Origin of the sequence: Pseudonocardia sp. CA-142604, assembly GCF_050948475.1 — a bacterium.
In the GTDB taxonomy this organism is placed as follows: domain Bacteria; phylum Actinomycetota; class Actinomycetes; order Mycobacteriales; family Pseudonocardiaceae; genus Pseudonocardia; species Pseudonocardia alaniniphila.
This window is the reverse complement of the sequence record NZ_CP192045.1, coordinates 4079720-4102660: the sequence shown is the minus strand read 5'-3', so window position 1 is coordinate 4102660 and position 22941 is coordinate 4079720. Positions and strand designations below refer to the sequence as shown.

22 protein-coding genes are annotated in these 22941 nt (G+C 69.6%); 17 read left to right on the top strand and 5 right to left on the bottom strand.

What is annotated here, in order from left to right:
* Window positions 1-16 precede the first annotated feature (16 nt).
* The 11 genes from ACQPZQ_RS18675 (at window position 17) to ACQPZQ_RS18625 (ending at window position 9962) form a co-directional block, all read left to right on the top strand.
* A complete protein-coding gene (locus tag ACQPZQ_RS18675; protein WP_433297462.1) occupies window positions 17-1147 on the top strand; it encodes a mandelate racemase/muconate lactonizing enzyme family protein in 1131 nt (376 codons plus the stop codon).
* Window positions 1148-1174: 27 nt separating this feature from the next.
* The gene (locus ACQPZQ_RS18670) at window positions 1175-2485 is read left to right on the top strand and encodes an ABC transporter substrate-binding protein (protein ID WP_433297460.1); all 1311 of its coding nucleotides are present in this window, start codon (window positions 1175-1177) and stop codon (window positions 2483-2485) included.
* Window positions 2486-2531: 46 nt separating this feature from the next.
* Complete coding sequence (locus ACQPZQ_RS18665; protein ID WP_433297458.1) at window positions 2532-3485, top strand: carbohydrate ABC transporter permease; 954 nt, start codon at window positions 2532-2534, stop codon at window positions 3483-3485.
* Entirely contained in the window at window positions 3475-4359 is an 885-nt protein-coding gene (locus ACQPZQ_RS18660) for a carbohydrate ABC transporter permease (RefSeq protein WP_433297456.1), read from the top strand. The genes ACQPZQ_RS18665 and ACQPZQ_RS18660 overlap by 11 nt, the downstream gene beginning before the upstream one ends.
* Before the next feature lie 3 nt (window positions 4360-4362).
* On the top strand, window positions 4363-5214 hold the full coding sequence (locus ACQPZQ_RS18655) for a sugar phosphate isomerase/epimerase family protein (RefSeq protein ID WP_433297454.1): 852 nt from the start codon (window positions 4363-4365) through the stop codon (window positions 5212-5214).
* Window positions 5184-6245, top strand: a complete 1062-nt coding sequence (locus ACQPZQ_RS18650; RefSeq protein ID WP_433297452.1) for a Gfo/Idh/MocA family protein — start codon at window positions 5184-5186, stop codon at window positions 6243-6245. The genes ACQPZQ_RS18655 and ACQPZQ_RS18650 overlap by 31 nt, the downstream gene beginning before the upstream one ends.
* Window positions 6242-7099 (top strand): sugar phosphate isomerase/epimerase family protein, encoded by an 858-nt coding sequence (locus ACQPZQ_RS18645; protein ID WP_433297450.1) that lies wholly within the window; start codon window positions 6242-6244, stop codon window positions 7097-7099. Before ACQPZQ_RS18650 ends, ACQPZQ_RS18645 begins: the two co-directional genes overlap by 4 nt.
* Before the next feature lie 78 nt (window positions 7100-7177).
* On the top strand, window positions 7178-7936 hold the full coding sequence (locus ACQPZQ_RS18640) for a sugar phosphate isomerase/epimerase family protein (protein ID WP_433297448.1): 759 nt from the start codon (window positions 7178-7180) through the stop codon (window positions 7934-7936).
* Window positions 7933-9033: a Gfo/Idh/MocA family protein gene (locus ACQPZQ_RS18635; protein WP_433297446.1), complete on the top strand. Its 1101-nt coding sequence runs from the start codon at window positions 7933-7935 to the stop codon at window positions 9031-9033. The genes ACQPZQ_RS18640 and ACQPZQ_RS18635 overlap by 4 nt, the downstream gene beginning before the upstream one ends.
* A gap of 82 nt (window positions 9034-9115) precedes the next feature.
* Window positions 9116-9448 carry a hypothetical protein gene (locus ACQPZQ_RS18630; RefSeq protein WP_433297444.1) on the top strand — a complete coding sequence of 111 codons (333 nt, stop codon included), beginning with the start codon at window positions 9116-9118 and terminating at the stop codon, window positions 9446-9448.
* A gap of 82 nt (window positions 9449-9530) precedes the next feature.
* Entirely contained in the window at window positions 9531-9962 is a 432-nt protein-coding gene (locus ACQPZQ_RS18625; protein WP_433297442.1) for a hypothetical protein, read from the top strand.
* Window positions 9963-9977: 15 nt separating this feature from the next.
* Here ACQPZQ_RS18625 and ACQPZQ_RS18620 read toward each other — a convergent pair whose 3' ends face one another.
* A complete protein-coding gene (locus ACQPZQ_RS18620) occupies window positions 9978-10550 on the bottom strand; it encodes a three-helix bundle dimerization domain-containing protein (RefSeq protein WP_433297440.1) in 573 nt (190 codons plus the stop codon).
* A gap of 371 nt (window positions 10551-10921) precedes the next feature.
* Between ACQPZQ_RS18620 and ACQPZQ_RS18615 the strand changes: the two genes are divergently transcribed.
* Together ACQPZQ_RS18615 and ACQPZQ_RS18610 are read left to right on the top strand one after the other, a co-directional pair.
* Window positions 10922-12148 carry a phosphodiester glycosidase family protein gene (locus tag ACQPZQ_RS18615; protein ID WP_433297438.1) on the top strand — a complete coding sequence of 409 codons (1227 nt, stop codon included), beginning with the start codon at window positions 10922-10924 and terminating at the stop codon, window positions 12146-12148.
* A gap of 118 nt (window positions 12149-12266) precedes the next feature.
* Window positions 12267-12575 carry a hypothetical protein gene (locus ACQPZQ_RS18610; RefSeq protein WP_433297436.1) on the top strand — a complete coding sequence of 103 codons (309 nt, stop codon included), beginning with the start codon at window positions 12267-12269 and terminating at the stop codon, window positions 12573-12575.
* A 13-nt stretch (window positions 12576-12588) separates the two neighbouring features.
* On the opposite strand, the gene ACQPZQ_RS18605 is transcribed toward ACQPZQ_RS18610, so the two are convergent.
* On the bottom strand, window positions 12589-14244 hold the full coding sequence (locus ACQPZQ_RS18605; RefSeq protein WP_433297434.1) for an AMP-binding protein: 1656 nt from the start codon (window positions 14242-14244) through the stop codon (window positions 12589-12591).
* Between the two features lie 191 nt (window positions 14245-14435).
* Between ACQPZQ_RS18605 and ACQPZQ_RS18600 the strand changes: the two genes are divergently transcribed.
* Window positions 14436-15296 carry a hypothetical protein gene (locus ACQPZQ_RS18600; RefSeq protein ID WP_433297432.1) on the top strand — a complete coding sequence of 287 codons (861 nt, stop codon included), beginning with the start codon at window positions 14436-14438 and terminating at the stop codon, window positions 15294-15296.
* 24 nt (window positions 15297-15320) lie between these two features.
* On the opposite strand, the gene ACQPZQ_RS18595 is transcribed toward ACQPZQ_RS18600, so the two are convergent.
* Window positions 15321-15923, bottom strand: coding sequence for a CGNR zinc finger domain-containing protein (locus ACQPZQ_RS18595; RefSeq protein ID WP_433297430.1), 603 nt, complete (start codon window positions 15921-15923; stop codon window positions 15321-15323).
* A 42-nt stretch (window positions 15924-15965) separates the two neighbouring features.
* Between ACQPZQ_RS18595 and ACQPZQ_RS18590 the strand changes: the two genes are divergently transcribed.
* Window positions 15966-17153 carry an MFS transporter gene (locus ACQPZQ_RS18590; protein WP_433297428.1) on the top strand — a complete coding sequence of 396 codons (1188 nt, stop codon included), beginning with the start codon at window positions 15966-15968 and terminating at the stop codon, window positions 17151-17153.
* On the opposite strand, the gene ACQPZQ_RS18585 is transcribed toward ACQPZQ_RS18590, so the two are convergent.
* Window positions 17092-18369 carry an erythromycin esterase family protein gene (locus tag ACQPZQ_RS18585; protein WP_433297426.1) on the bottom strand — a complete coding sequence of 426 codons (1278 nt, stop codon included), beginning with the start codon at window positions 18367-18369 and terminating at the stop codon, window positions 17092-17094. The two genes, ACQPZQ_RS18590 and ACQPZQ_RS18585, sit on opposite strands and share 62 nt — an antisense overlap.
* 134 nt (window positions 18370-18503) lie before the next feature.
* Here ACQPZQ_RS18585 and ACQPZQ_RS18580 point away from each other — a divergent pair, with 134 nt between their 5' ends.
* Window positions 18504-19220, top strand: coding sequence for a MerR family DNA-binding transcriptional regulator (locus ACQPZQ_RS18580; RefSeq protein ID WP_433299279.1), 717 nt, complete (start codon window positions 18504-18506; stop codon window positions 19218-19220).
* Here ACQPZQ_RS18580 and ACQPZQ_RS18575 read toward each other — a convergent pair.
* Window positions 19217-22009 (bottom strand): ATP-binding protein, encoded by a 2793-nt coding sequence (locus tag ACQPZQ_RS18575; protein WP_433297424.1) that lies wholly within the window; start codon window positions 22007-22009, stop codon window positions 19217-19219. The genes ACQPZQ_RS18580 and ACQPZQ_RS18575 overlap by 4 nt on opposite strands.
* Before the next feature lie 208 nt (window positions 22010-22217).
* Between ACQPZQ_RS18575 and ACQPZQ_RS18570 the strand changes: the two genes are divergently transcribed.
* Complete coding sequence (locus ACQPZQ_RS18570; protein ID WP_433297422.1) at window positions 22218-22937, top strand: SDR family oxidoreductase; 720 nt, start codon at window positions 22218-22220, stop codon at window positions 22935-22937.
* Window positions 22938-22941: the final 4 nt, after the last annotated feature.

Below are 22941 nucleotides of genomic sequence, written 5' to 3'. Positions count from 1 at the left end.
AAGGACCGTCGTCAGCATGTCTCGCATCAGGTCGGTCGAGGTCTTCGCCGTGGCCGTTCCCTTCGCCAAGGGGTTCGTCATCGGCAGCGGCGCCGTCGGCACCCCCGACCACGCCGGCGAGGTCGTCTTCGTCAAGATCACCACGGAGGACGGTGTCGTCGGCTGGGGTGAGCAGCGAGCGCTGCCCAGCTGGAGCTACGAGACCGCCGAGACCATCGCCGTCGTGATCAAGCGGTATCTCGAACCGATCCTGCTCGAGCTCACGCCGTTCGACGTCGAGCTCTTCCATGCCACGGCCAACCGCAGATTGAGCCCTTCGGTGTCCAACGGCTTCCCGTTCGCGCGGGCGGCCGTGGACATCGCCATGCACGACGCCGCCGGAAAGCTGGCAGGGGTTCCGGTCCACGCGCTGCTCGGCGGCAAGAACCAGGACGAGATCCCGCTCTGCTCGGCCATCGGCGTGGACCGCCCGTCCATCGTGCGCGAACGCGCGGAGCAGTCGTCGGACTACGCCGCATACAAGGTGAAGATCGCCGGTGATCTCGACGCCGACACGGCCGTGATCACCACCGTCTCGGAGGTCGCCGGCGGCAAGCCGATCTGGCTGGACGCGAACCAGTCCTACCGGCCGAGCGCGCTGCGGCAGTTGCTCGACGCGGTCGCATCGGTGCCCGGCATCCACTGCGTCGAGCAGCCGGTGCCCAGCACGGACACGCTCGCCATGCAGCGCCTGCGGTCGATGATCGACCTCCCGATCGCCATCGACGAGGGCAGCTTCACCGCATCCGACCTCGCGCGCGCTGTCCGCCTGGACGCGGCGGATCTCGCGGTGGTCAAGATCTGCAAGTCGGGTGGAATCCGCAACGCCCTCAAGACGGCGCAGGTCGCCCTCGCGAGCGGCCTGGAGCTCCTGGCGAGCGGTCTGACCGACTGCGGGGTCGGGTTCGCCGCGGCCCTGCACCTGTTCAGCCAGCTCGACCTCGCGCTGCCTGCCGAGCTGAACGGGCCGGAGCTGCTGTCCGACCTGTACGTGGAGGGGCTGACGATCACCAAGGCCGTCGCCATGGTCCCGACCGGCCCCGGACTCGGTGTCGAGGTCGACGAGGACCGGATCCGTGCCGGCGCGAGGGACCTGATCTTCATCTGACCACCAGGTGATCGTGAGGAGACAACGATGTTTCAGCACCTCTCGCGCCGCGACCTGCTCAAATGGTCGGCACTGGGTGGGCTCGCCGCCACCGGCATCCTGAGCGGCTGCTCGTCGCGCCCCGCCGGTGCTGCCACCTGGTCGATGTGGTCCAGCAGCGCCACGGAGGCCGAGGTCTGGGCCGACTTCAGCACGTACGTCGAGCAACAGTTGGGTGTCCCGTCGATCCCGACGCTCACACCGTCGGGCGGGTACCCGACCAAGCTCGACCTGCAGCTCGTGAGCGGGACGGCCAGCCTGGTCACCGCCGTGAACGGCTGGCTGCTGCCCACCTACGCCGCACGGGGTGCGCACCGGCCTCTCGACGACCTGATCGCGCAGGACCCGGACTTCGACATCGAGGACTTCTACCCCGACATCCGCTCCATCTCCTCCTTCGCCGGCCGCACCTATGCGATCGGGTTCGACGTGGCGCCGACGGTGCTCTACTACAACAAGTCGCTGCTCGCGGCCCACGGGATCGCCCCGCCGTCGCCGACCGAGCCGATGAGCTGGACAGAGCTCCGGGAACTGGCGATCGAGCTCAGCGGGCCGGCAGACCAGTACGGGTTCACGTGCGCCCCCGCGATCGACGACCTCGTGTCGTGGATCTACTCGGCGGGCGGCAACGTCATGAACGCGGACGCGACGGCCAGTGCGCTCGGAGCACCGGAAGCGATGGAGGCCATCGAGTTCGTGGTCGACCTGTTCGTGCGCCACCGGACCACTCCCCCGATCACCAACCTGGTCACCGAGAACGCGCTGGCCAACTTCCTCGAGGGCAACGTCGCGTTCATGCAGAACGGGCCGTGGCAGGTGGTGAACGCGCGCAAGGCCGAGTTCGAATGGGACATCATCCCGTTCCCGGCCGGTCCGGCGGGCAGCTTGCCTCGGGTGTCGGGGTCGAGCTTCGCCATCCCGGCCGGTGTCGCGGACAGCGACCTCGACCTCGCCTGGAAGCTGCTCAAGACCCTGACCAGCCGTGGAGCCCTCGACATCTACGCGAAAGCGGGCCGCAACAACCCGGCGCGATATTCCGCCGGTACGGCGTTCCGGCCGCCGCCGGACAACCTCGGCATCGTGCAACGCATCCTGGCGGGCGAGATGGCGGGCGGGCACCCGTTCGACGTCACCACCAACTGGAACCAGATCCGCCAGTTGCTGGCCCAGGATCTGCCCCGGTCGTTCCTCGGTCAGGTCACGGTCCGCGACGCGATCGACGCGTTGACCCCCCGCCTCGACGTCCTGATGAGCCAGCACCAGGACAACGTGCGGCAGGCAGCGTCGCGTCACGCCTGATCCCCGATCTGCTGACCATCCGCCGCGCGATCCAAGGAGGGACACCGTGGCTGTCCAGACCCTTGCCGGACCGTCGGGTACGTCCAGAAGCTCCCCCACGGACCCGGCCCGCAGGCCCCGCTGGCGCGAACGTGACAAACAGACGCTCGCCGCCTGGCTGTTCCTGCTGCCGAGCCTGATCGGGTTCGTGATCTTCACGGCCGGACCGGTGATCGCGGCAGGCGTGATCTCGCTTCTGGAGTGGAACCTGTTCAGCCCGCCGTCCTGGGCGGGGCTGCGGAACTTCGCGCGCCTCGGTGGCGACCCCACCTTCTGGTCGGCGCTGGGCAACACCGCCTACTTCACGTTCGCGAGCGTGCCGCTGACCATCCTGGTGAGTCTGACGCTGGCATTGCTGCTCAACCAGGGCCTACGCAGGGTGGCGGTGTTCCGCTCGCTGCTGCTGTTGCCCTACGCCACGATCACCGTGGCCGTCGCCTTCGTCTGGATCTGGCTCTACATACCCGACGGCGGCCTGATCAACGCCGTGCTCGGTCTCGTGGGGATCACCGGGCCGGAATGGCTGGTCTCCGAGACCTGGGCCATGCCTGCCCTGATCGCGATGAGCGTCTGGAAGAGCTTCGGCTTCGGCATGGTGGTCTTCCTCGCCGGGCTGCAGGCCATCCCACAACAGCTCTACGAAGCAGCCACAGTGGACGGCAGCAACGCATGGCAGCGCTTCCGCAACATCACGCTCCCGATGCTGTCACCCGCGGCCTTCTTCGTGGTGGTCACCTCGATCATCGGCTCGTTCCAGGTGTTCGACCAGGCACTGATCATGACCAACGGCGGTCCGGGATCCGAGACCACGACCCTCGTCATGTACATCTACCGAACCGGGTTCGAGAACTACGACGAGGGATATGCCGCGGCGCAGTCGCTGGTCCTCTTCGCATTCATCGCGGTGATCACCGCGATCCAGTTCGTCCTCCAGCGGAGGCTCGTCCACTATGACAACTGACCTGGCGTCGACACCCGCCGTGGCGCCCCGGCACACAACGGCTTCGTGGCGCTCGCCCGTCGTCGTGCGGAAGCTGGTGGTGTTCGCCTGCTTCCTCGTCACCGCTGTCACGCTGATCCCGGTGGTCATGATGGTGCTGGTCGGCTTCCAGTCCGACGCCGAGTCGATGGCGGCCCGGCCGTCGTTCTGGCCCACCAGCTGGCATCCGGAGAACCTGGAACGCGCCTTCGGCCTGGTGCCGCTGGGCCAGTACCTGATCAACACGGTGATCTTCGCTGCCGGCACGACGCTCTTGGAGACGGCCACCGCGGCGCTCGCGGCCTACGCCTTCGCAAGGCTCGAGTTCCCCGGCCGCCGCTGGCTGTTCGGCGTCTACCTGGCCACCCTGATGATCCCCTCGCAGGTCACCCTGATCCCCCAGTTCGTGCTCGTCGCCAAGCTGGGCGGGATCGACACCTGGCCGGGCATGATCCTTCCGCACGCCTTCACGGCGCTCGGTGTCTTCCTGCTCCGCCAGTTCTTCCTCGGGATCCCCCGCGACTACGAGGAAGCCGCCCGCCTCGACGGGGCGAACCGGTGGCAGGCGTTCACCCGCGTGATCCTGCCGCTCGCGATCCCGGCGATCGCCACCCTGGCGGTGTTCAAGTTCATCGGGCAGTGGAACAACCTGCTGTGGCCGCTGGTCATCTCCAACAGCGACGCGACCCGGACGGTGGCGGTCGGCCTGCAGGTCTTCCAGGACACCAACGGCACGCAGTGGAACCTGCTGCTGATGGCCGCCACGATCACGACGGTGCCGCTGATCGTGATCTTCTTCCTCACCCAGCGCTGGTTCGTCAAGGGGATCACCATGAGCGGACTCGGAGGCCGCTGATCGATGACACATCTCTGGTCCGTCTTCACCAAACCGTGGTCGGCCATGCCCGCCGACTCGCTCGGGCGGCTGGTCTCCGGGCTCGGCTTCAGCGGCGCCGAGGTGCCCGTCCGGGAGGGTGCGTTCGTCACCTCCGCCGAGGCGGAGCAGCGGTTGCCCGGGTTCGTCGCCGAGCTGCGCCGCCACGGCGTCGAGGTGATCAGCATCGCCGGTGACCTCGGCGAGTCGACTTTCGCAGCCTGCCGATCCGCCGGAGTGCCGCTCATCCGCGTCATGGCCGACCTCGGTCCTGATGGCTATGCCCTCTCGGTCCGCCGCGTCCGGCAGCGACTCGAAGCCGCGGCTCCCCTCGCCGAGAGCTACGACGTGCAGGTCGGGGTGCAGCCGCACCACGGGCGCTTCGTCTCGTCCGTGCTGGGCGTGCTGGACCTGCTCGACGGTCTCCCGCCCGAGCACTTCCGCGTGATCTGGGACGCCGCCCACGACGCGCTCGCGGGGGACGATCCGCGGGTCACCCTGGAGTTGGTGGCCGGCCGGCTCGGCATCGTCAATCTCAAGAACGTCGTCTACGTGCCTCGTGAGCCGGACCGGTCGGCGGTCGGTGGGGCCTGGAAGCCGTGGTTCGTGCACGGCTCGGACGGACTCTCGAATTGGTCCGCGGTCTTCGAGCAGCTGGACCGGATGGGCTGGACCGGTCCGATCTGCCTGTCCGGCCAGTACTCGGACCCGAGCGTCCCGGTCGAGGACCGGCTGAAGATCGATCTCGAAGCAGCACGCACAGCAGCCTCGACAGGTGTGACCCGCACGCCGGCGAAAGGACAGGAATGCGATTCGCGATCATCGGTTGCGGAGTGATCGGCACGACCCACGCCGAGACGATCGCGGGTCTGGCACCACGGGCGTCGCTCGCCGTGGCCGTCGACACCGTGCCGGAACGGGCAGAGGCCCTCGCTGCGAAGTACGGCGTCGACGCGGCGACCTCCATCACCGAGGCCCTCGCCCGGCCCGATGTCGATGCCGTGACCATCTGCACGCCCAGCGGGCTACACGCCGACGGTGCGGTCTCAGCGCTCGACGCGGGCAAGCACGTGATCATCGAGAAGCCGGTCGACGTCACCCTCGACGCCGCCCGCCGGGTGCTCGCAGCGGAGCGCCGCTCGGGCCGGACGGCGATGGTCGTCAGCCAGCACCGCCACGACCTGGCCAGCCGGATCGTCCACGATGCACTGACGGCCGGCAGGTTCGGCCGCATCACGTCGGGCGTCGCCCTCATGCCGTGGTGGCGCAGCCAGGACTACTACGACTCCGGCGGCTGGCGCGGCACGATCGAGCTTGACGGGGGCGGCGCCCTGATGAACCAGGGCATCCACACCATCGACCTGCTGACGTGGTTCCTCGGTGAGCCGCTGGAGGTGTTCGCCTACGCCGACCGCCTCGCCCACGAGCGGATCGAGGTCGAGGACACCGCAGTCGCCACCATCCGGTTCGCAGGCGGCGCGCTCGGGATCGTCCACGGGACGACGGCCGCCTACCCCGGACTCACGACCCGCGTGCAGGTCCACGGCGACCGCGGGTCGGCCGTGATCGACCGCAACGAGCTCGTCTACTTCCACGCCACGGACGGCGACGGCCCGGCGTACGCCTACGGCGCGAACGGCGGTGCCAACGACGCCGAAGCCGTGCTCACCGCGGCCGAGTCCGCAACACCCCGGGCCGGCACGACGTCGCACACCGTGCAGTTCGAGCACTTCCTCGACGCGGTGGCGGACGGCCGCCCTCCTCTCGTCACGGTGGAGGAGGCCACCCGGACGCTCGCGCTGATCCGGGGAATCTACGAGTCGGCTGCAACTCGGCGGCCGGTCGAGCTCAAGGAGGTGCTGGGATGAAGTTCGCCGTTTTCACCGTCAGCCTGCCGGACTGGACGCCGGAGGAAGCCGTGCGCGAGCTGGCCGAGCAGGGCTGGGACGGCATCGAGTGGCGTGTCGTCGACCAGGAACCCACCGCCGGCGACGTCGGTTTCTGGCAGGGCAACAGGTGCACCTGGCCCGCGTCGACGTTCGAGCAGGACGTGCCTCGGATCAAGGAGCTGACGCAGCAGGCCGGCCTGGGTATCCCCTCGATCGGCACCTACGTGAAATCCGACGAGCTCGACGCGATCGAGGGCCTGATGCGGGGCGCGGCCGCGCTCGGCGTCACGCAGATGCGGGTGCAAACCGGAACGCCGGGACCCGAGGGGTACCGCGCAGCGTTCGCGCAGCGCCGGAAGGAGTTCCAGGCCGTCGCGGAGCTGTCCCGGACCTACGGCGTACGGGCGCTGATCGAGCTGCACCACCAGTCGCTGATCTCCAGCGCGTCGGCGGCGGCACGGTTCGTCGAAGGGTTCGACCCGGAGACCGTCGGCGTCATCCACGACATCGGCAACATGCTTCAAGAGGGGTACGAGTACGACCCCTGGAGTCTGGAGATCCTCGGCGAGCACCTCGCCCACGTACACGTGAAGAACGCGGTGCCCAGGCCGGAGCGGGTGGAGGAGGCGAACCGCACGCGCTGGACCTGGGAGTGGGCGCCCATGCGGGAGGGCGTGGCCGACTACGACCTGCTGTTCTCCTCGCTCGCCCGGATCGGTTACGACGGCTGGGTGACGGTGGAGGACTTCTCCACGGAGCTGCCGCTGGCGGAACGTGTGCGCGACAACCTCGCCTATCTCCGAGAGGTCACCGGCAGGGTGGGAATCGGTTGAAAGGACCGGCGACGCCGACGATCATCGACGAGTCGGCCGGTTCGGCCAGCAACGCGCCTCGACCGAGGAGACGATGCCGTGACCCGCGCAAGCGTGACCGTCGCGCCGCTGTCGGTTCAGCTCTACACCGTCCGGGAGATGCTCGACGCAGACCTGGCCGGCACCCTGCACCGCATCGCCGCGCTGGGGTTCACCCAGGTCGAGCCGTTCGCCTTCACCACCTATGGCGAGGCGTTGGGTCACGCGATGGCCGACGCGGGCCTCACCGCGCCGACCACCCACCAGCGCTTCATCGGTGAGGACGCCGAGCCCGTCTTCGCGGCCGCGGCCGCCATGGGCATCGGCACGGTCATCGACCCCCGTGTCGACCGTGGACGGTGGGGCAGCGTGGCCGACGTCGAGCAGGTCGCCGCTGATCTCAACGCCGCCGCCGTCGTGGCCGCACGCCACGGCGTGCGCGTCGGCTACCACAACCATGCCCAGGAGCTCGAGATCGTCCTCGACGGTCGGACCGCCCTGGAGGTGTTCGCGGAGAACCTCGACGACGGCGTGATGCTGGAGGTCGACACGTACTGGGCGGCGGTCGCCGGTCAGGACCCGGTGGCCCTTCTGCGTCGGTTGGGTGATCGCGTCGGAGCGGTGCACCTCAAGGACGGTCCGGCCACCACCGACGTCAAGGATCAGGTTGCGGTCGGCCACGGCGGAATGCCGATCCGGGAGATCATCGACGCGACCCCGCACGCCCTGCGCGTCATCGAGCTCGACGACTCCCGGGACGACCGGTTCCGGGCCGTCGCCGACAGCTATGCCTGGCTCGCCGCCGAGGGACTGGTATGAGGGGTGGCGGCACCGTCGGCGTCGGGGTCATCGGCGCCGGGGTGATCAGCTCCCAGTACCTGCGGAACCTGACAGCGTTCCCGGACCTCGACGTGCTCTTCGTCGCCGACATCGACGAGGCCCGCGCCCACGAACGGGCGGCCGAGTTCGGCGTGGCGGGAAGCGGGTCGGTGGGTGAGTTGCTGGCCCACGACGGGATCGAGATCGTCGTGAACCTCACGATCCCCCGGGCCCACGTCGAGGTCGCGCTCCGCGCGCTGGCGGCCGGCAAGCACGTCTGGAACGAGAAGCCGATCGCCCTCGACAGGAAGAGCGGCCGGGAACTTCTCGACGCAGCGCACGGCGTGGGCCTGCGCGTCGGGACGGCCCCGGACACGTTCCTCGGCCCGGGCATCCAGACATCGCGGCGGCTGATCGAGGCCGGGGAGATCGGCAAGCCGCTCACCGCGCTGACCCTGCTGCAGGGCCCCGGACCGGAGTCGTGGCATCCCAACCCGGACTTCCTGTACCTCGACGGCGCCGGACCGCTCTTCGACATCGGGCCGTACTACCTCACCACGCTCGTCCAGCTGTTCGGACCGATCTCGCGCGTGATGGCCGTCAGGTCGCAGGCGAAGGCCGTGCGCATCATCGGCTCCGGACCGCGTGCCGGTCAGCAGTTCCCGGTCACCGTCCCGACGCACGTGAGCGCGATCTACGAGTTCGCCGCCGGGCAGACCGCGCAGAGCATGTTCACCTTCGACTCCATGCTGCGCCGCAAGCAGTTCGAGGTCGCCGGGGTGGACGGCACGCTGGCCGTGCCCGATCCCAACACCTTCACCGGCGATGTGGTGATTCACCGCAGCGGCGGGGAGGCGACCACCGTGGCTCAGGGCGAGTGGACCTCGACGCGGGGCACGGGGGTGGTCGAGTTGGCACGTGCGATCCGCGCCGGCCGGGCCGAGCGCGCGTCGGGCGAGCTGGCGTTCCACGTGCTGGACGTGATGATCTCCACCAGCGAGGCAGCAGACCGCGGTACGCCGGTCGAGATCGCGAGCACGGTGGAACCCACGCCCGCGCTGCCCGAGGACTGGGACCCGCTGGCCAGAACCCTCTGATGCTGCTTTCGTCATCGCGCGCATCGCAGCCCTGGAGGGGAAGCCTGGGCGGTTCGTCGTGTCGTGCCCTACCGTCCGAGGCGTGAGACACGAGGGGATCAACGCCGCCGTCAACACGGCCATGGGGGCCATCCGGCTGGTCGTGGCCGAGCACGAGAACATGCTCGAAGGCTCCGGCAACGCGGTCGTCGGGCTCCTTCAGGCCCTCGCCAAGGAACACGGGCACCGCACCGTCGAGATCACGGCCCTCTTCCTGGCCCAAGCCGCAGCCGCAGGTTTCGAGAACCTCGCGCGTTCGCAGGGAGATCCCGTCGAGGACGTGCTGGCTCAGTACCAGGAGCACTTCGAGACGAACGTGGACTTCACATTGATCACCGCGCAGTTGGATGAGGGCGGGCGGGCTCCGAACGCGTGACCCCGGGCCCGGCGGCTAGTGCGCGCAGACGCCGTCTTTATGATCAACGGGTCAACGCGGCGAGCTGGTATCGGGGGAAATCATGAGCTGGGAGAAAATCCGGGACTTGCACGTCGAGTTCCTCGCTGAACAGGGGTTCCGGCCGAAGGTCGACGACGAGGGCGACATCCATTTCCGGGAAGAGGGCCGCCACCACTTCATCATGGAGACGCAGGACGAGCACTACTTCCACCTGCTCTTCCCGAACTTCTTCCCGCTCTCGAACAAGACCGAGGTCGAGGAGGCGGCGGTCGCGGCTTCCACCGCGTCGCGCTCCACGAAGGTCGCGAAGGTCTACCTCAACCCGGCGCTCGACAACGTGAGCGCCTCGGTCGAGCTGCTCGTGAGCGACCCGACCGAGGTCCACGCGCACCTCGTGCGGTGCCTGGGCATCATCGGCACGGCGACCGGCACGTTCCTCGAGGAGATGAGCGCCCGGCTCGCGGCAGCCGCGCCCAGCGACCGCAATTCCTGAGGCGGCGGAACGGGGTCAGCCGCGCGCCGCTTCGTTGGGATCGAGCAGGCGGCGCACGGCCCGCTCCACCAGAACCGGCAGGTAGTCGCGCACGGTGGCCGAGTCCAGGACTCGGCGCTGGTGCGCGATGTGCTCGAGGACGGCCTCCACCTCGGCGCCGCCGCCGGGGGCGAAGTCGCGGCAGAGCCGGGCGGTGACGTCCTCCCACTGCTTGGCCATGCGCTCCTCGCGCGCCCGGGCGAGGAAGTCGTCCTCGTCGTCGGGTGCCCCCGCCGCAGCGTCCGCCACCGCGGTCCGCGGGGATGCCTCGGCGGGCGCGGGTGCTGCTCCCGCCGGAACGTCGACGCCGGCATTGGCGCCCGCGAGCTGCACCACACGTGCCATCAGGGTCGGCGCGCCGGGCAGGATGGGGCGGTCCGACCGCGGGTCGACACGGGGCGTGTTGTCCACGAGCGGCCCGCCGGACTTCAGGTTCCGGTCGATCTTGCGGTGGACGAGCTTGAGGTTCTCGTCCGTCCGCCGCGGTACGGGCTGGGCCCACCGGGACGAGGGGCTGGGGCGCTCGTGGGCGGATCCGGACGCGGTCACGGTTGCGGTCCTCCGGTCAGGTCGGCTCGGCGCAAATGATGATCATCCGGCAGGCTACCGGACCCGCCCCGGGCGAATCATCCGTCGTGCCGTCAGGCGTCCGTAGGTTTCGTCGTGAGCGCCCGACTCCATATCGGATTCCGAACACACAAGCCCCGACACGGCTCGTCAGAACCGCGTCACCGCCACCGGCCGACCAATCCCCGCTGCGATCGGAGGACCTGAAGTTCTCCTGACGAGCACCTCGTCGTCTTCCTTGCTTCGCTCAATGTTTGATCTTTTAACACTCAGTCGAGTGATCCCGCTGCGAGCTTTACGGGGCCGCATCGTTTCGCCCGACAGGAGACTACGTGCATTTACGCTCCCTTTTCGTGGTCGTTGTCGTCAGCGCTTCGGCGCTGACCGCGTCGATCTCAGCCGCCGTGGCTGCAGAACCCTCCGCTCCCGCTCCCCCGATCCCCCAGGGCTGGCCGGTCGTCTCGTCCGCCTCCGCGACGCGGCCGGTGGAGATCGCTCCCGGCGTCACCGAGCACTCCGAGACGTACGTGACCGCCGACGGGCCAGAACACACACAGGTGCTCGAGGTCGACCTGGGTCTCGGTTCGGTGCGGGTCGACACTGTGGAGTCACACGACCGCATCGTCGATCCGCCCGACGAGCGGCCCACGTCGATGGGCGAGCGCACCGACGCCGTCGCCGGCATCAACGGTGACTTCTTCGCGATCCACGCCTCGGGGGCCCCGCTCGGCGGCGTGGTCCGGGACGGGGTGCTGCTCAAGACACCGCGTCGGAAGTTCGCCGGGGAACTCTCGATCGTCGGCAACCGCGCCTCGGTCGGAGAGGTCGACTTCACCGGCCGGATCACGGTCGGCGGTGCCTCCGCGACCATCGAGTCGGTCAACACCGTCGAGGACGCCGCGCCCGGCAACTCCATGGCGATCACGTCCGACCTCGAGAGGCTCGCGAAGCCCGTGGCCATCGACGGCATCACCGAGATCACCTCCGGCCTCGGTGCCGTTGCGACGATCCCGGCAGGCACGCTCGTCATCGCCCACCGCAACGGCACCAAGGCTGCGGTGATCGACAAGGTGGTCCCCGCCGCGACATCCGTGCCTGACCTGTCCTCCGACCAGATCGCCTTGCTCGGTGGGGGCGCCGGTGCGGACTGGCTCACCCAGCACGCCACCACCGGAGCACGGATCACGCTCACCGGCAGCCTCTCGCGCAAGGGCGTCGACGCCCTGATCGGCGGGGCGACCGTGCTGGTGCGGAACGGCGCCGTCTACCACGATCCGACTGGTGCACCCCCCAGCGGCCGCAACCCCGAGACCATGGTCGGCGTCAGCGACGGCGGGCGCCGGCTCATCATGGTGGTGATCGACGGCAGGCAGGGTTCGTCCATCGGCGTCACCCCTGCAGAGGCGGCCGAGTACCTCGTCGCGCACGGCGCGGACAGCGGGCTCCTGCTCGACGGCGGCGGTTCGAGCACCCTGGCCGCACAACTGCCCGGCTCCACGCACCTGACCGTCCTCAACCATCCGTCCGACTCCGCCGGCGAGCGGCCCGTCGCCAACGGACTGTTCGTCTACGACAAGTAGCCCCGGCATCGGCCGGTCTCCGCCTCCTTCGCGAGAGGCGGGACCGGCCGTCCGTCACACCGGCATTCGCCACGTGACCGATGGCCACCACCCGGTGGTGCTCACTAGCGTGACTCCGATGAGCGGATCACGAGTTCGGTCCTTCCTCGCCGGCGTGCTGGTGGGCAACAGCGCCCCACACCTCGCCACTGCGATCACCCGCCGCCGGCACCTCACCCCGCTCGCCGGCCGCCGCTCCGGACCGGCGGTCAACGGACTGTGGGGCCTGCTCAACCTGCTCGGGGGTCTTCTCCTGCTCACGCCGGACGCGCATCGTTCACCGGGAACGTGGGACGACGACCTCGTGGCGTTCGAGGGCGGCGTCCTCGCGCTCGCAGCCTGGATGGCCGTCTCCGAACGGATGCTGCGGACCAACACCCAACGCTGACGAGCCCACCGCCTCACGTCGGCGGGAGCTCGGCCTCGCCGCGCAGCCATCGGCGCAGCAGTTCCTTCTGCACCTTCCCGGTGCTGGTGCGGGGCAGCGCGCGCACCTGCTCGAGACGGGTGGGCTGGTACCACTCGGTCATGGTGATCGCATCCAGGTAGTCGCGGACCTGGTCGATGGTCAGCGCGCCACGGGCCACGACGACCGCGCACGGCTTGTCGCTGTTCTCGCCATAACCGACCAGCGCGGCGTCGTCGATGTCGGGGTGACCCCGCAGCGCGTCCTCCACGTCGGCCGCCGGGATCATCCAGCCGACACCGATCCGGTCCACGGCACGTCCGACCACCCGGATCCCACCGCGGCCGTCGGGCACCGCCAGATCGCCGGTGTCGTACCAGCCCTCGTCGTGCTCGCCGAGCACGACGACCTCGCCGATCTCCCGGTCGATGGTGGCCAGCGCGACTCCCGCGCCGCGAACGAAGAGCTCGGCGGGCCGCTCACGGGAGATCACGTCTCCGGCGCCGCGCAGGTCGATCTCCAGAGCGGCGCTCGGCCGTCCGTCACTGTGCGCGGACCAGTCCGGTGGGTCCAGCTCCGGGTCCGTCCGGATCGCGGCCGCCACCTCGGTCATCGCCCATCCACCCTGCATGACGACCCCGAAGGCGTCGTGGACGTCCGTCCCGAGCTTCACCGGGATCGAGCCCCCACCAGCAACGACGACTCGCAGCGCAGGAAGCCGGGTGTTCCGCTTGTTCGCCTCGGAGACCAGGGCGGACACGTAGCCGGGATGTCCGCAGAAGTAGGTCACGCCGACCTCCTCGACCAGCGACGTGCCCGACTCGTTCTGCCAGGAGTCGGTCATGACCGCCCGGCCCCCGGTCTGCAACGGCAACAGGTTGCCGTAGGCCAGGCCGGCGGCGTGGGTCAGCACGTGCGGTGTGAACGTCACGTCGGCGGAGGTGACACCGTCGCGAAGAGCCGTCTGCGACAGCCCCGCGTACCACTGGTTGTGCGTGAGCAGAACGCCCTTCGGCTTACCCGTGGTGCCGGAGGTGAACAGCACGATGCCGACGCTGTCGGGGTCCTCGGCGCTGGTGTCGACGTCGCCATCGCTGGCAGCGGACGAGCGCTGCTCGAGCAACCTCTCCAGGTCGACCTGGCCGTTGCCGACGTGTTCGCCGAGGACGACCTGGTGACGCAGTTGCGGAAGCTGGCGGGCGACCTCGGTCACTGCGGCCGCATGGTCGAAGCCCGCCCAGCGGTCGACCGTGACGCACACCGGCGAGCCGAGCCGCGCCAGCATCCGTTGCAGCTCGCGCGGCCGGACGGACGGAGCAATCGTCGCCGCGGTCGCGCCGAGGCGGGCACAACCCAGCACGAGCGCATTGACCTGCCACCAGTTGGGCAACTGGATCGCGACCGCCTGGCCCGGTCCGACACCGAGCTCGCGGAGGACAGCGGCGAACCGCTCCACCTGCTCGGCGTACTCGGCGTATGTCAGGTGCACGATCCCGGAGTCGCCCCGCTGAGCGGTGATGGCGATGGCGTCCGGGGTCTCGCGGGCCCACCGCCGCAGGTCGGAGGGCGGGGACTCGTCCCGCCACAGCCCGAGATCCCGGTACTTGCGCACCTGTTCGTCATTCGGTCTCACCAGCAGCGGATCAATCATGTGTTCGCTCTTCCGAGCCCATGAGCTTCCACCGTACGACGATGGTGGACCGCTCGACATATCCGAATGAGCACCGTCACCATGCGGAAATTCGATGCCTGCCCAGCAAATCGTGATTCTGTTGCAATCCCGCGACCGGCCATGAAAGATCGTTCGACAGTCAACGGTATCCGACCGATCAGGGTTGCGAGGTGGACATGGAGATCGCCGACCTGGAAATCATCGAGGGCTTCCCATTTCCGGTGTTCTCGAGCAGGGGTGGGTCCGGCCGGGCGCGGTCCGTGGCGGCGCGATGCGACCGGGCGATAACGTGGCTGAGCTCCTATCTCGAGATGCCGCCCACGCCACCGCTGTACGTGCTGGGCCGTCAGGACTGGCATCGCACCGCGCTGATTCCGCAGTACGGGCTGCCGCACGCGTCGCGCAGACAAATCGTCATGGGTCAGGAACCCAGCGACATCTGGCCCACGATGACGAACGCGGTCTGGCCCGACCTCTCCCACGCCTCACAGACGCGGCTCCACGACGTCTACGGCACGCCGCCGGACCTCGGCGCGTTCGCCGACCTGGTGGTCGCCCACGAGATCACCCACCTTGCGGACAACCCGGCGTGGCTGGACGAGTGGGGTCCGGGATCGGAGACGTACTGGGGCAACACCCCGCGGCTCCTGTGGTTCGTCGAGCTCTTCGCGAACGTGGGGCTGCACGGCTACATCTGCGAATGCGAGCCCGAGTCCCTTCCGACGCTGGAGACAGTGTTCGAGGTCATCTGGCACACGTCGCCGGCTCGATGGCCGATCACCGACCTTCACCGGATGCACGAGTCCGCAACCGAGGCGGACGCCGATGGCACGAACTATGTCTGGTTCGAGTTCGGCCTGCAGGTGCTTGCCAAGCATCTCTGGGAAGAGTGCGGAGCCACGGCGTTGGAGTTCATGAGCTCCACGCTGCACGGCCCGATGCTCTCCGACGACCAGATCGTCGGCTTGCTCGACGAGATGGACCCCACGGTCGCCGACAGCATTCGATCCTGGCCGGCCACGCAGGTCTGAACGGCGTCACCGCATTCATCGCGCCTACCGCGAATCCTGGTGCATCTGGGCGGCTCGGGCGCGGTGGGCAGCCACTTTGGCGCGGTTCCCGCATTGCGCCTTCGAGCACCACCGCTGTTCTCGGCCGGCCGGCGCGAGGAAAATCATCCGGCATTCTTCGGAATGGCATTCATGGAGGCGGGCGCGAAGCTCCGGACTGCCGAGCACGTGCGCCAGGTCCCGTGCGATGACGGACAGCACGGCCTCGATGGACAGACGCGCCGGCGCGAACTCGACAGTGCCGGCCACAGCAACGAGACACGGGGCGGGCGTGGGGAAGCGCGCGACCACGTTGATCGCCTCCAGGCCGCGCTCGTCCACTCCCTCGGCACGGACGACGGCTCGCGTCAGAGCGTATGCCTGCTCCCGCAGGTGACGGATCCGCTCGAGAAGCTCAGGCTCGTCGATGCCCTCGTCCAGGGCGAGCCGGGAGGTCTGACACCACGAGCGCAGCGACGCCGTGTCGGGGAGCCGTTCGATCCGTCGGCTACCGCGGCGCCCGACCGTTGCCATGAGGTTCAGCGCGAGCGAACCCGCGTCGAACCGTTGAGCCCGCAAGGCTGCGGTGACGCGTGTCCTAGGAGCCATGTCACGATAGTAACCCCGAATGGTGTTACTAAGCTGGCCGCCATGAGATCAGGTCCGGGCCGGCCGGCGCCGTGGATGCGCGTCGCGGTCGCGATGCTCGCCGTCGGCTGGGGTGCGAACCAGTTCTCCTCGCTCCTGCTCGTCTACCGCAGCGCCTCACACCTGCCCGATACGTTCGTCTCGCTGGCGTTCGCCACCTACGCGCTCGGACTGATTCCGGCTCTGCTGGCCGGAGCGGCCCTCGCCGATCGCGTGGACAGACGCCTGCCGCTGCGACTCGCCGTGGTGCTCGCCGGCGTCGGAACGCTGCTGCTGGCCGCCGGCTCGGAGAGCTCCTGGCTACTGCTGGCGGGACGATTCGTCTCCGGCGTCGCCTCCGGTGCCGCCCTCGCTCCCGGCAGTGCGTGGATCGCCGAACTCTCCCACCAGGACGGGCCGGGCGCCGGCGCGCGGCGCTCCACCATCGCCCTCTCGATCGGCTTCGGCTTCGGGCCGCTGGTCACCGGTCTGATCGCCCAGTGGGCGCCGCTGCCGGAGCTCACGCCCTACTCGGTACACGTCGTCCTCACAGTGATCGCGCTGCTGGCGGTGTGGAACGTTCCGGACGAGCCCGGGGTGACTCGGACCCGAGCGTCCAGCCGCCGCGCCGAGATCCGCGCCACCCTGCTCTCCCCCGCGTTCCTGCGCACCACCCCGGCCACGGCCCCCTGGGTGTTCGGCACTGCAAGCACCGCCTTCGCGATCGCCCCGAGCATCCTCACCATCCCTGGCTACGGCGTGATGGTCAGCGGCACCGCGGCGGGGCTGACCCTCGGGGCCGGTGTCGCGATCCAACCCCTGGCCAAACACATGGAACGACAACGCCCTGGCCGAGCCCGCCGCACGGGACTAGTCCTGACCGCCGTCGGCCTCCTGATCGCGGCAGCAGCGTTCGAGGTCCACATCGTGTGGCTGATCGCGCCGATCGCGATCACGCTCGGCGGTGCGTACGGGCTGCTCCTGGTGTCGGGCCTCAGGCGGGTCGAGGACCTTGCCCACCCCGACGACCGTGCCGCGGTCAACGCGTTCTTCTACACACTCACCTACGTGGGCTTCGCGGCGCCGCTCGTCTTCTCCGAGCTGACTGCACACCAGCTCGGCCCGTCCGCCCTGATGATCGGCGGTGCCGTCATCGCCGCGGCGACGGCGACTCTTCGACAGCGGCCCGCGGAGCCCGACCCGCGGGCGTGATGCTGCGCAGGAACAGGACCTGATCGACCTGACCGAGGAAGGTGTCGTCGATCGGGATGTACCGGAAGTTCGGGGTGCTGCGTGTCGTGCGCCGCTGTTGGAGAGCCTGTAGCTCCGGCGCGGACAGGAGATGGTTCCCGGGCGGCAGGCCGTGGTGAAGGGCGCCTTCGATGGTGTCCGACGCCGGCTCCGGGATGTCGTGATGGGTGGCTTCGCCCAGCGCGCAGGCGATCACGCGGTAGTCGTCGCCGAGGCGGTCGGCGAGGTGTGCGCCGGCGGTTTGCCATCGCAGTGTGATCGGGCCGAACGACATCGAGCTGGTTCCGGCTCGCAGGTGCTCGTTGTGGGCGGACACGAGGGTCGGACCGCGGTCGGCGATCGATTGGAGGTTCTCGGCCATCATCGTGTCGCGGATGGCGGCGAGGCGTTGCCAGCGGTGGTCGGTGTCTCGCGCCATGGCCTTGTGATAGGCGAGCAGGCCTGCGGCGGTGCGGCCCGCGAGGAGGGCGTCCTCGATGTCGTCGGGGCCGGTCTCACGGCGCAGGCGAGGGATCTCGCCGGCGAGGGTCCAGCGCAGGTCGTCGGTGATCACGCGCAGGGCAGGGACCCGGGAGTCGGTGCCGATCGAGCGGGCGGGTTCCATCGCTGCGGCTGGTTCGATCCAGGGCTCGTCGGGGCCGAGCAGCAGGTCGATGGTGTCCCATGGTGGAAGGTCGATTTCGCTGCCGGCGCGAGTTCGCAGGAAGTCGTGCAGCACCCGGAGCGCCGCGCGCGGGCTGGGTGCTTCGGTCATCTCGGTGGGAGCATCGAAACCCGCGAACCGTAGGTGCGCGGCCTTCGGGCGGAGTCGGTTCTGCTCGCGCATCCAACGGATCAGCATTCGATTGGCGGGAAATTCGCCGAATCCGTGGGTGAAGCCGGCGGCCATGATGTCGTCCTCGACGCCGTCGCCCCCTCTGATGTAGGCGTCGACGATGCGACCGTGCCAGGCGCTGGTTTCGAGTGCGATCGACGTGAAGCCTGCCTGCTCGACGAGAGCGGCGAAGACGGCGTTCCGGAGACGGGGGAACTCGTCCTCGCTGTGCATGGGCTCTCCGAACCCGAGCAGTCGTGGCCGGTGCGGCAGGTGGGCGATCTCGGCCGCGATGGCGGCGCTGAGCGTCCGATGGTCGGTGCTGTCGGCGCTGATCACAGGGGTGGGGATGCCGCTGGTCATGCGGGGGCCTTCCGATCTGTCGATTACCGCGTTTGACCAGCTCAACCGTATCGTTGAACAATCGATTGAAACTTCGGAAGCGCCATTCGCAGGTGAGCGCCGAGAAACCTTCAATCGGATGGAAAGACAGGCTGATGCGGCCGATCGATCTGGCGCGGACACACGGGCTGTCGACTCAAGCGGTGCGCAACTATGAGGACGCAGGTCTGCTGCCGCCGGCCGCGCGAACCGCGTCGGGGTACCGGCGCTACTCCGAGCGCCACGCGCTCGCCCTGGAGGCCTTCGTGGCCCTGGTCCCCGGTCACGGGCACCCCGCTGCCCGCGCGATCATGGTCGCCGTCAACGCAGACCGGCTCGACGACGCGCTCGACCTGATCGATCGAAGCCATGCCGCGCTCGTCTCGGCGCGCGGGATCGTCGATGCGGTCGAGACCACCCTGAGAGACATCACCGTCCAGTCGTGGGACGGTGCCCCGGTCTCGATCGGGCCGCTGGCCCATCAGCTGGGTCTGCAGCCGGCGACGTTGCGCCGCTGGGAACGAGACGGGCTGTTGCAGCCTTGCCGCGACCACCAGGGTCACCGGGTTTATGTCGCCGGCGATGTGCGCGATGCTCACCTCATCGGCCAGCTCCGACGGGCCGGTCATGCGATCGCCGACATCCGGTTGCTGCTCGACGAGCTGCGGGATACTCCTGACCCCGCCCAGGTCACTCGTGCGTTGGCCGATCGCCGGCAGGCTCTGAATGCCCGGTCGCGAGCGATGCTGGCCGCGGCAGCGGCGCTGAACCGGTATCTCGACGCGCGGCCCCGCCGGAACGGACCGGGGAAGTCGAGCTCCGCCGCCACCTAGCGGGATCGCTGAACGGTGGCCGGGCTCCCCGGCAGAACGCGGTCGAGCTGGCTGCGCGAGGTGATACCGAGCTTCGCGAACACCTTGCGCAAGTGGTACTGGACGGTGTGTGCGCTGATGAACAGGCGGGTGCCGATCTCCGGGTTCGACAGCCCGTCGCGCGCCAGTCGGGCGATCTGGGCCTCCTGGGCCGTGAGTTCCTCGTGCCCCTCGATCAGCGTGCGTTTCTGGGCGGTCTCGCCGGTGGCCCGAAGTTCACGCCTGGCCCGCTCGGCGAACGCGCCCACGCCCATTCCCTCGAGCATGCCGAGGGCCGTGCGCAGTTGCTCGCGCGCCTCGCCACGGCGACGCTCCCGGCGCAACCATTCCCCGTACAGGAGGTGAGCGCGGGCGCGATCGACACGCAGCCGGGTCTTGCCGAACCGGGCGATCGACTCGCGGTACAGGCGCTCGGCTGCGTCGCCCTCGCTCAGCAGCGCGTGCGACCGCGCCTGAGCCCCCAGCGCCCAATCCGTGCCACTGGCACTGGTCATCTCGGTGAGCCGGCGGCAGGCCTCGGAGGCGGTCTCCGTCATCCCGCATCGTGCGGCGGCCTCAGTCAGCTCGACCAAGGACCAGCACAGCGCGGCAGGCTCCTTGTCGTACGCGGTGGCACGCCGACCCGCGGCCGCCGCCTTGTCGTAGTGGCCGAGGCCGTTGCTCAGCATGGCGTTCGCCCACTCGGCGAAGGTGATCCCGATGCCCTCCCCGCGCCTGGTCACGTCCTCGATCGTGGCCTCGACCAGCGCTGATGCCCAGGCTTCGTCGCCGCGCAACGCGGCGAGTCCCAGTGCGCCGTAGGACGCGAGGCCACTTCCGGTCGCTTCGGTGACCGCCTGCAGTTCGTCCGTCAGCGACGCCGCGGAGGTCAGATCGCCGGCGAGCAGGAGCGTGAACGTGCGCGCGGTGAGGGCGAGCGGAAGCTCGCTGAGGGTGCCGGTCTCGCGCGCGAGCTGGACGTACCGGGCGGAGAGGACGTCACAGCGATGGTCGTCCCATATCCGCATGGCCGTGATGCACGCCAGAAACATCCGGCGCAGCTCCTCGTCGACGGACATACCGGCACCGAACCGGGTCAGAGCCCTTCGCAGTATCGGGACGCCCGCCGCGTACTCCGCATGAAGGGCCGCCGCCGTTCCGTCGAGAAGGAGATCGGGGGCACGCGGGTCACGCAGCGGCGGAGGTGCCGCGCCGGCCGCGCGGGCCACCTCTACGACGTCAGCGCCGGGGTTGGCCAGCCGGCCGGCGAAGGTAGCGGCGAGCAGCGCGTCCAGATAGGTCGCGCGGGAGAGATCCACGTCGATGGGCTCGAGCCGCTTGGCTGCCTTCAGCAGGAGCGCCGCAGCCTCACTGCCCCGGCTGGTGACGAACGCGAGCTGGGCCTTCATCACGTCGACGCTCGCCTGCTGGACCTCGCTGAGCGGCCCGGATTCGGCCATGGCCAGGAGGTCCCGCGCCACGTCGAAGACGCCCGCCTGCATCTTGGCCTGCGCGGCGGCCAGCGCCCGCCCGGCCCGTTGCGCAGGGTCGAGTGTCAGCGTCGCAGCCTGCCTCAGGAATGCGGCTGACGCGGCCAGGCCGCCGCGCGCCTGCGCCCGTCCGGCCGAGCGTTCGAGCTCGACCGCGATGTCCTCGTCCGGACCTGGCGATGCCTGCGCCCGGTGCCAGGCACGCCGGTCAGGATCGAGCTGCGGATCCGTGACCTCCGCCAAGGCGCCATGCGCCTGTTGCCTGTCCTGCGTCGAGGCCGACTGGTAGGCCGCCGAGCGGGCCAGCGGGTGACGGAACCGCACCCGCGTGCCGAACTCGGCCAGACCGGCGTCCGCCGCGGGGGCCGCTGCGTCGGCACCGATCCCGAGCAGGCCGACGGCCCGCCACACGAGCGCCGGGTCGCCGGTCGGGTCCGCCGCCGCAAGCAGCAGCAATCGGCGGGTCCGGTCCGGAAGCGCGCTGACGCGCCGTCGGAAGCTTTCCTCGATGCTGCCTTCGAGCGGTACCGCACCGGGGAGCCCGAACCCGCCGGCCAGTTCCGCCACGGTCAAGCCCTGCGGCAGCTCCAGCAGCGCCAGCGGGTTGCCCCGCGTCTCGGCGACGATCTGGTCCCGCACCCGCCCGTCGATCGGCCCGGTCAGCACCGAATCGAGCAGCGCGCGGGCATCAGCTTCCCGAAGACCCCGGACCGCCAGCTCCGGCAACCCCGCCAGTGCCCCGCCCGGCGCCCTGGCCGCGAACACGAAGCCCACCGACTCCGCCCCCAGCCGGCGGGCGACGAACGCCAGGACCTGCGCCGATGCGTGGTCGAGCCATTGCTCGTCATCGACCAGGCACACCAGCGGCTGCTCCTCGGCGACATGGGACAGCAGGCTCAGTGCAGCCAGACCGATCAGGAACCGGTCCGGGGCCGGGCCGGCGTTCATGCCGAATGCGGTCCGCAGTGCATCTCGCTGCGGCAGCGGCAGCGCCTGCGGCCGATCCAGCATCGGCGCGCACAACTGGTGCATCCCGGCGAACGCCAGTTCCATCTCCGACTGGACGCCGGCGGCGCGCACCACCCTGCAGCCGGATGCGTGCCCGGCCAGGTAGTCCAGCAGGGCCGTCTTGCCGACGCCCGGCTCGCCGTGCATCACCAGGGCTCGGCTTTCACCAGCGCGGACAGCCTCCACCAGCCGGTCGAGCACCTGGCGCTCGGTGTGACGGCCGGCCAGTTCCGGGGTGCACCGCCACATCGGCGAGCTTCCGGGCAGCTGCACGGGAGCCACGTTATCCGCGCGGCGGGCCCACTACCCATGACGACCAGCAACCAGGGGATACGAACCCGGCCCGGGCGGTCACAAGCTTCCTGTCCGACGCCAGCAGCCGGGCGCACGGCTCGGCCGAAACGGGGAAGGGAGCACAGATGGCAACTGTCCGTCACCGTCGTGCGGTCGCTGTACGCCTACCTGCGGAAAGGACGCCGTCATGACCGGGCCCTTGCACGACCAGACCGTGCTCGTCATCGGGCGCGGCAGCGGGATCGCTCGCGCTGTCACGATCGCCGCCCGGGACGCCGGAGCGCGCGTCATCGCCGCCGGCCGCAACCGGGACGGCCTGGTCGCCGCCTACGCCGGAGAGCCCGGCATCTCCGCCGAGTCCGTCGACCTCACCGACGAGCCCTCCATCGCCGCTCTCGGCGAACGGCTCGGAGCCATCGGCCACGTGGTGTCCACCGCCTCCGCCCGCGCCCGCGGCCTCCTCGCCGACCTGGACCGCGACGCGATCCGGCGCTCGTTCGACACGAAGGTGATCGGCCCGCTCATGCTGGTCAAGCACCTGGCACCCCTGATGCCGGCAGACGGATCGATCGTGCTCTTCTCGGGCGTCGCCGCGTCGAAGATCGCGGTCGGGACGATGGGTGTCGCCATCACCAACGGCGCCGCCGACGTGCTGGCCCGCTCCTTGGCCCTGGAACTGGCCCCGATCCGCGTCAACGCCATCTCCCCCGGCGTGATCGACACCGGCGCCTGGGACGACTTCGGCGAGCAGTGCAAGGCGAGCTACTTCGCCGACATCAGCGCGCGGAACCCCGTCCAGCACATCGGGACCGTCGACGACATCGCGAACGGCGTCCTGTTCGCACTGACCAGTCCCTTCCTCACCGGCCAGACGCTGCACATCGACGGCGGCGAGCCACTGACCTGACACC